Below are 7,362 nucleotides of genomic sequence, written 5' to 3' on the forward strand. Positions count from 1 at the left end.
TCTGGGCAAGCGAATTTATGTCGTACTCGCCGTCAGACCGCGAGAGCGCCACAATTCCAGCATCGCTGCTTGAGCACTGGGCGCAAACTCTGGCTTACGCCGCCTGAAAGGGCCAAAGTCAAGCTGAGGAAGGCGCCCACCCCGATCCGTCCGGCTTGCACAACCGCCCGTGCGCCGACCGAAGAATCTGCCGGATGGGCCCACCACCCTGTCGGCTGCGGCTGGGTTCGGGGCGGGCCCCGCCCGTTTCCGCCAGAGATCCTTCAGTCGCGCACAAGCTTATGTGGCTCTGAGAGTTACGGGTGTGCGCTCCCTCAGGATGACAGTGATTTCCCAGATGCGCCGAAGTGATTTCCCGGATGCGCCAGGAAAACTCACTCACGCGCACCGGCCTCGCGATACACCGCCAGCGTCCGCTCCGCCGTGGCGCGCCAGGTGAGCGGCTGCACCGTCTCGGCGGCGCGGTCGCCCATCGCGCGGCGCAGGGGCGCGTCGGCCATCACGCGGCGGAGGGCGGCGGCGAGGGCGGCGGGGTCGCGCGAGGGGACGATGACGCCGTTGCCGCCGTCGCGGATCAGCATGGGCGCGCAGCCGACGGGGGTGGCTACGACAGGGAGGCGCTGGCTCATCGCCTCCACAATCACCATCCCGAACCCCTCGTAGGTGCTGCACGCCACCAGCACGTCGTGCGCGCGGTAGTGGCGCATCACCTCGTCCTCCGGCGCGCGCGGGATCACACGGACGAACGGGCGCGCGGCCGCATCGAACGAGGCGAGCACCACGTCCTCCGGCACGCCGGGACCCAGGATGGTCAGCCGCGGCGCATACTCCGAAGCGGCGAGCTGGGCCATGGCGCGGGCCAGGTACGGCGCGCCCTTCACGTTGTCCCACGATCCGCAGAACAGCACTCCCCCGCCCCGCGGCGCGTCCGGTGCAGGCGCATCCGCCAGGAAGCGCGAGGAAACGCCGTGGGGGATGGCGTGCACGCGCGACGCCGGCTTCCATCCCGCGTCGGTCGCGAACCGCTGGTCACCGGGATTCAGGACGATCATCGCATCCGCCAGGCGCGCGGCGGCGGCGACCTGCGGCAGGCGCACCGCGGGATAGTACAGGCGGCGCGTCCACGGCTTGTCGATCAGGCCGTCGGCGGCGTCGTCCAGCGTGCGGCGGTAGTTCAGGTGCTCCAGCCCGTGCGACCGCGAAACGATGATCGGCCGGTCGCCGAACGCGGCGCGGCGGCGGGCGGCGAGCACCATCCCCTCCGCGCTGGCCACGTCCACCACGTTGTACGGGCCGCGCTCGCGAATGGCGCGGCGGATAGCGCGGTCCGCCAGCCACGGCGAAATCGTCTGCCGCACCCGCCAGTTCGTGGGCCGGTCCGCGATGTCCGGACCCATCAGCAGGTCGCAGTGGTGGCCCAGCGCGGCGAACTCCTCGCGCAGCTTGTAGTAGACCTTGGCCGAGCCCAGCGTAAGGTCCGCCGGGTAGTCGCCCACGAGCAGGATCCTCATCCCCCGCCCTCGTCCGCCAGCAGCCGCGCCACCGTGTGCTCCATGGCGAAGTGCTGCCGGTAAAGCCCACGTATTTTTTCCCGCTCGGCCGCAAGGCGGCTTTCGCTGTCCTCCGCCATCAAAGGGAGATCCAGCGCAAGGATGGCCATCCCGCCCAGTTGGAACGGATCGCTCGCGGAAGCGTGGCCGGCGAGCGCCTGGATCACCGAAAAGTCCGTGAACCGGCCGGTCGTCGTCACCGTGGGAACGCCGTTCGCCAGGCAGGCCATCAGCGTGGTCCGCCGCGTGTCGGCGCCGTCGGGATAGGGCTGGAGGGCGACGTCCGACGCCTGCAGGTGATACGAGAGCGCCTCCGGCCCCAGGAACCCCGGCGTCCAGAACGTGTCCGCGAGCCGCGGATGCTTCGCGCGCAGCCGGTCCGCGAACGCGGGGCCGCCGGCGCCCAGCAGCAGGATGCGCGCATCCGGGCGGTGCAGGGTGAGCGTGGTGATCGCCTTTTCCAGCAGCGGCGCGATCAGGCCGCCGTACGTGCCAAAGTGGACAAACAGCGGGTGCGTGCCGCCCTCCGTCATCGCGTCCCGGATGACGTGGACGTTGTCGGGATGATCGGCGAAGGGGATGGTGGAGGGGATCGGCAGGCGGGTGAACCTGAGCCCCCGCGGCGCGAGCGGGCGCAGCAGGTCTTCCCACGCGAGGATGGAGACGTACGCCCGCGTCGACGCGCGGAGGAGGAGGCGCGCCATCACCCGGTTTACCGCCGCCAGCAGGTTGCGCTGCGGCCGCTGCCAGCCGAAGGGAAAGAACGGCTCGTGGAACATCACCCGAACGTCGTCCCCGGCGCGGCGGCGGGACAGGACCCAGCGGCAGAGGGCGACGTTCATCCCCTTGATCCCCCACGCCTGCGGCGCGTACTGCACCAGCAGCCGCCGCGGCGCGGGAAAGCGGTCCAGTTCCGCGCCCAGCCGCGCCAGCGCCGCGCCGGAAACCCCACCCATCCGGTGCACCGTCACACCGGCCTCGGCGGACGGCTCCACGCGCGCGGGGGTCCAGACGTGCGCGTCGCGTCCGGCATCCGCCAGCGCGCGGGCCAGGAGCGCGGTGTAGTCCGCGATCCCGCCGCCTTCCGGCGGATACTCACCCGTGAGCAGGTGCCAGACGGGGGCGCTCATCCCGCCATCGCCGGGGCGGCGGCGGACGCCAGCACGCGCTCCAGCGCCTCCACGTGCCGCGCCAGCGACATGCGTTCCGCCATCGCGCGCGCGTTCACCCGCATCCGCGCCAGCAGGTCCGGGTTGCGCGCCGCGTGCACCAGCGCGTCTCCCAGCTTGTGGGCGGACGGCGCGTCGCCCGGCACCAGCCAGCCGTTGAACCCCGGCGTAAGCCAGTCGTGGATCCCGCCGACGTCGAACGCTACGGAGGGCACGCCGAACACACCCGCCTCCAGCCCGACCAGCCCGAACGGCTCCGGCCACACGCTGGGCACGGCGAGCAGGGACGCGTTGCGAAAGAGATCCGCGCGTCCGTCGTCATCCACCCATCCCGTAAAGACCGCGTCCACTCGCAGCCGCGCCGCCAGCGCCTCCCACGCCGCGCGCTGCGGCCCGTCGCCCGCCATGGTCAGCGGGATGGATCGATCCAGACGCCTGGACGCCTGCGCCACGGCGCGGATCAGCAGGTCGCCGCCCTTGATCGCGGTCATGCGCCCCAGAAAAAGGACGCGGAAGTCGCGCCGTGGGTCGACGGGCTCGCCGGAAATCGTGGGAAAGAGGGGGATGGGATGCACGCGGTCTGCGGGGGCGCCGTTGCGCACGTATTCGTCGCGCATGTGGCGGCTGGCGGTAACGATGGATGCGTATCCGCCAAACATGCCGTTCTGCTCGTTGGCCCAGCGGTAGCCCTCGGCCACGTAGGCGGGGCGCATGCGGCCACAGCGGCGGGTGGCGTAGATGGGGATGCAGCCGGGACCCAGCGGCTTGGCGCACGCCCGTGGCCCGGGAAACAGGTGCGCCTTCTGCCCGCTCACGCAGGTACCAAAGTAGCCGTGCATGAACTTGATGGTCGGCACGGCGGCGCACAGCCGGCGATCGACCTCCAGCGGGCGCATGTTGTGGACGAACGCGACGTCCGGCCCCCACGCCAGCGCGGCGAACAGCGCCGCGTCCGTCCCCATCTGCGCCATCCCGAAGTGCGGCGCCCCCGCCGGCGCGGGCGAGGGCGCATCGGCGCGCAGCGCGTCCAGGTGCAGCAGCGCGACCTGGTGCCCGCGCGCGGCCAGCGCCGGCATGACGGCGCCCAGGTAGTTCTGCACCCCGCCCGCGTCGCCGATCCCGTCGTTGGCGAAAAGGATGCGCACCGGCGGCGTCAGTCCGGACAGTAGCTGTCCGCCACCCGCCGCACCTCCGCCGCCGGAATGCCCAGCCGCTCGATCACCACCTGGTTGTGCGCCAGCGCCCGCTCGGCCGCGCGGCGGCGGTAGCGCGCGTGGCGGCCGTTCACCGTCATCCCGTCCGTCCCCGGCGTGATGCGGGTATCGTAGCGGTTGATGATGCAGCGGTTGAGCAGCGGCGGCGCCAGCAGGTTGCCCAGCGAGTCTTCCACCGCCCAGAACGTGGTGTCGCCAGCCGCCAGCGACGCCGTGGCCACGGCGACGGGGTCGCGCTCCATCCGCACGCGCTCGGCGTAGATCTTGGCGTGCGCAAAGGCCAGAAGGGCCAGCATGAGCGACAGCACACCCAGCGGCATGGGCGCCACGCGCCGCCCCCAGCGCGGCAGCCGCTTCCACGCAAACGCCAGCGCGGCGACGGGCACGGCGGCAATCAGCAGCAGCGCCAGCGTGCGCACGCCGGCATCGAATTTGGAGAATGGCGGCCCCCACGCGCCGCGCACCAGCACGATGGCGGCGATCAGGATGGCCAGCATGATGGCGCCGATCAGCCAGCCCACGCGGCCCTTGGGAAAGCCCGCCTGCGCGGTGGCGTTGCGTCCGGAGTGCGGGCGGCTCATGAGGCGCGCTCCAGGCGCAGGCACTCGCCTTCCAGCGACCACGGATCCGCCACGTCGCGCAGCGGAACGGCGCGCAGCCCCTGGCGGTCCAGCTCGGCGCGCAGGTCGTCCGCGGACAGCCCGCGCTCGCGCCACACGGTGGGGTGCATCTCCACGAACAGCGCCAGGCCATCACCGCCGCGGGCGATGGTGTCGCGGGCGCCGCGCAGCGCCTCCAGCTCCCACCCCTCCACGTCGATCTTGATGAGCGTGGGCGTGATCCCCTCGCGCACACAAAAGCCGTCGATCGTCATCGTCTCCACCGTCATCGTGTTCCCGTCATCCGGGTGTGCCAGGCGGCTGGTGCCCTGCTGGTCCGCGCCCGCCAGCGCCGCCGTCCCCTCCGCGTCACTCACCGCCGCCCGCACCGGCCGCACCACACCGTCCAGCCCGTTGATCTGCACGTGCCGCCGCAGCCCGTCGAACGCGCGCGGCGACGGCTCGAATGCATACACCCGGCCGCCGGGGCGCATCCACCCGCCCAAAAGCAGGGCGTACGCCCCTACGTTGGCCCCCACGTCCAGCGCCACGCCCCCCGGCGCGGACGCGTCGCGAAAGGCGGCGTACTCGGTCGGGTTCCAGCCGATGAAGCGGTACTCCGGCAACACCCGCACCGTTTCGCCGCCAGGGAGGGTGGACGCGATGCCGCCCCCGCCCCCCAGCGCGCCGTGGTACAGCGCGCGCAGCCACCGGCGCGGCCCGCTTTCCGGCAGAAGCCGCGACACCGCCGCCCCCAGTGCCTCCAGCGGAGAGCGGCGGCGGTAGGCGTGTCCCTCGGCGGTCTGGATCGGCTCGTCAGGCATAGGGCTCGGTGGGTTCCAGCCGCAGGTGGATCAGGGGACGCGCGTCATCGTGAAGCCGAAAACCGTCGCTGAGCTGCCCACTCTGCAACTCGTGCTCCCACTCGTGCAGCCGGCCCCGCGGGAACGCCCCCTCCGCTCGCTTAGGCTCGCACCTCCCCCAAAAACCCCTGGGGGAGGTTCGGTGAGAGGCTGAGTATCGCGCGCGTGGCCGCACTCACAGTTCTGCGGGCAAGGTCCTTCAGTCGGCGCGCCGAGCTCATCGTCACCGTCGGTTTGGGGTGGCGCCGCCTTCAGGATGACTGATCAGGGCGCGGGTACTCGACTCATTGAACCGTGAAGTCTTCCGTCCGCGGGCCGTTGGTTTTGCGGCCGGTGGAGTCGCCGAGGACGACTTGCACGTAGTAGCTGCCCGGCGCCAGCACGGGGAGCCATACGTGGCCGCGCTTGCTCCACTGGTCGCTGTCCGGCGTGATGGGCGCCTTGCGGCTGACGAAGGGGAGCTGGTTGCGCGCGTCGTGCAGCGTGTACGCCAGCGGGAGCGTGCTCCCCTTGTAGCCGTCGATCTTGAGCAGCACCTCCACCGCGACGCCCTGCGTCTTCGCGCCGAACTCCGCGTCCTTCGCCTGCTCCACGCGGGCGCTGCCGGGCATCGCGAGGTACTGCTGTCGCGACACGCCGTTCTGCATGCCGACGATCTCCACGTCCGCCCTCGTGCCGCCGCACCCGGCGAGAAGGACGGCGGCGGCCAGGGCCACCAGGGAGCGGCGGATGATGGACGGGGAGTTCCTCATGCGGCGGGCTCGAGTGTGGCGGGGAGGGATGGGCGGACGGATGAAGGGCTGGATGAGGGATGATCTAACCTTCTGACGCGGGTTCTGCTACCGCGCGGCTCCAGGCGGCGACGATCTCGTCCGCAAGCTCGCGGCGCGGGCGCGTGGCGTCCAGCCAGACGGCGCCGCCGGGGAGCTTGGTGCGGAACCAGGTGAGCTGCCGGCGGGTGTAGGCGCGCGTGTTGGCCCGCGCCAGGTCCAGCGCCTCGTCCAGCGTCCGCTCGCCGCGAAAGTACGGGAACAGCTCGATGTAGGCGTGGGCGTTCAGCCCGGGCGCGTCCTCGCCGTACTTCTGCACCAGCCCGCGCACCTCGTCCAGCAGCCCCGCCTCCACCATTTCCGTCACGCGCCGGTCGATGCCGGCGTACAGGCGGTCGCGCGGCACCTCCAGCACGAACGGAAGGACGGTGACGGGCGTCTCTTCCGCGGGCGAGTTGCGGTGCCACCACGGCAGCGTGCGGCCGGTGAGCAGCGGCACCTCCAGCGCGCGCATCAATCGCTGCCGCCCGCCCCAATCGCGCAGCCGCTCGGCGGATTCGGGGTCCAGCGCCAAAAGCCAGCGGTGCAGCTCCGCGTCCGTCTGCCGCTCCATCCACTCCAGCAGGCGGGCGCGGCGGTCCGGATCCAGCTCCGGCTCCTGGAAGATGGGATGCGTGAGCGCGCGCAGAAAGAAGCCGGTGCCGCCCACCAGCATCGGCACGCGGCCGCGCGCGCGGATCTCCGCCATTTTTTCGCGCGCGTACGCCGCCCACCGCGCCGCGTTGAAGCGCTCCGACGGCTCCGCGATGTCGATCCCCCAGTGCGGAATCCCGCCCCGCTCCGCCTCCGTCGCCTTGGCGGTCCCGATGTCCATCCCGCGGTACACCGCCCGGGAATCCATGGAGATGATCTCGCCATCAATCCGCCGCGCGATCTCGATGGACAGCGCGGTCTTGCCGGAGCCGGTGGGCCCGACGAGGGCCAGCGCCTCAGGCATGGGCCCTCACCCGGCTCGTTCCTCGCCTGCCCTCTCCCGTAAACCGCGCGGGAGAGGGGATAAACGTCGCACCGGATTTCAGGGCGCTTCGGTATGGACTGCGCGAGAGGCAGACGCGCCCCGCCCCCCGCCCCCCCCCCCCAAAACCAAGGGGGGGGGGGGAGCGGGGGCGGGGGCCCGCCCCCCCCCCCACAGTAACC

At 71.8% G+C, this 7,362-nt stretch carries 7 protein-coding genes; all 7 read right to left on the reverse strand.

What is annotated here, in order from left to right:
• Positions 1 to 374: 374 nt before the first annotated feature.
• The 7 genes from ACOJUJ_RS30375 to miaA all read right to left on the reverse strand — a co-directional run bounded on the left by ACOJUJ_RS30375 (position 375) and on the right by miaA (position 7,162).
• Positions 375 to 1,511 carry a glycosyltransferase family 4 protein gene (locus ACOJUJ_RS30375; RefSeq protein ID WP_420130681.1) on the reverse strand — a complete coding sequence of 379 codons (1,137 nt, stop codon included), beginning with the start codon at positions 1,509 to 1,511 and terminating at the stop codon, positions 375 to 377.
• Positions 1,508 to 2,680 carry a hypothetical protein gene (locus ACOJUJ_RS30380; protein ID WP_420130682.1) on the reverse strand — a complete coding sequence of 391 codons (1,173 nt, stop codon included), beginning with the start codon at positions 2,678 to 2,680 and terminating at the stop codon, positions 1,508 to 1,510. Before ACOJUJ_RS30380 ends, ACOJUJ_RS30375 begins: the two co-directional genes overlap by 4 nt.
• Entirely contained in the window at positions 2,677 to 3,864 is a 1,188-nt protein-coding gene (locus ACOJUJ_RS30385; protein WP_420130683.1) for a glycosyltransferase family 4 protein, read from the reverse strand. The genes ACOJUJ_RS30380 and ACOJUJ_RS30385 overlap by 4 nt, the downstream gene beginning before the upstream one ends.
• Positions 3,865 to 3,872: 8 nt before the next feature.
• Positions 3,873 to 4,514, reverse strand: a complete 642-nt coding sequence (locus tag ACOJUJ_RS30390) for a hypothetical protein (protein WP_420130684.1) — start codon at positions 4,512 to 4,514, stop codon at positions 3,873 to 3,875.
• Entirely contained in the window at positions 4,511 to 5,356 is an 846-nt protein-coding gene (locus tag ACOJUJ_RS30395; protein ID WP_420130685.1) for an FkbM family methyltransferase, read from the reverse strand. The genes ACOJUJ_RS30390 and ACOJUJ_RS30395 overlap by 4 nt, the downstream gene beginning before the upstream one ends.
• 323 nt (positions 5,357 to 5,679) lie before the next feature.
• Positions 5,680 to 6,147, reverse strand: coding sequence for a hypothetical protein (locus ACOJUJ_RS30400; RefSeq protein ID WP_420130686.1), 468 nt, complete (start codon positions 6,145 to 6,147; stop codon positions 5,680 to 5,682).
• 64 nt (positions 6,148 to 6,211) lie between these two features.
• Positions 6,212 to 7,162, reverse strand: coding sequence for a tRNA (adenosine(37)-N6)-dimethylallyltransferase MiaA (gene miaA / locus ACOJUJ_RS30405; protein ID WP_420130687.1), 951 nt, complete (start codon positions 7,160 to 7,162; stop codon positions 6,212 to 6,214).
• Positions 7,163 to 7,362: the final 200 nt, after the last annotated feature.

The organism is Longimicrobium sp. (genome assembly GCF_048594345.1).
GTDB lineage: Bacteria > Gemmatimonadota > Gemmatimonadetes > Longimicrobiales > Longimicrobiaceae > Longimicrobium.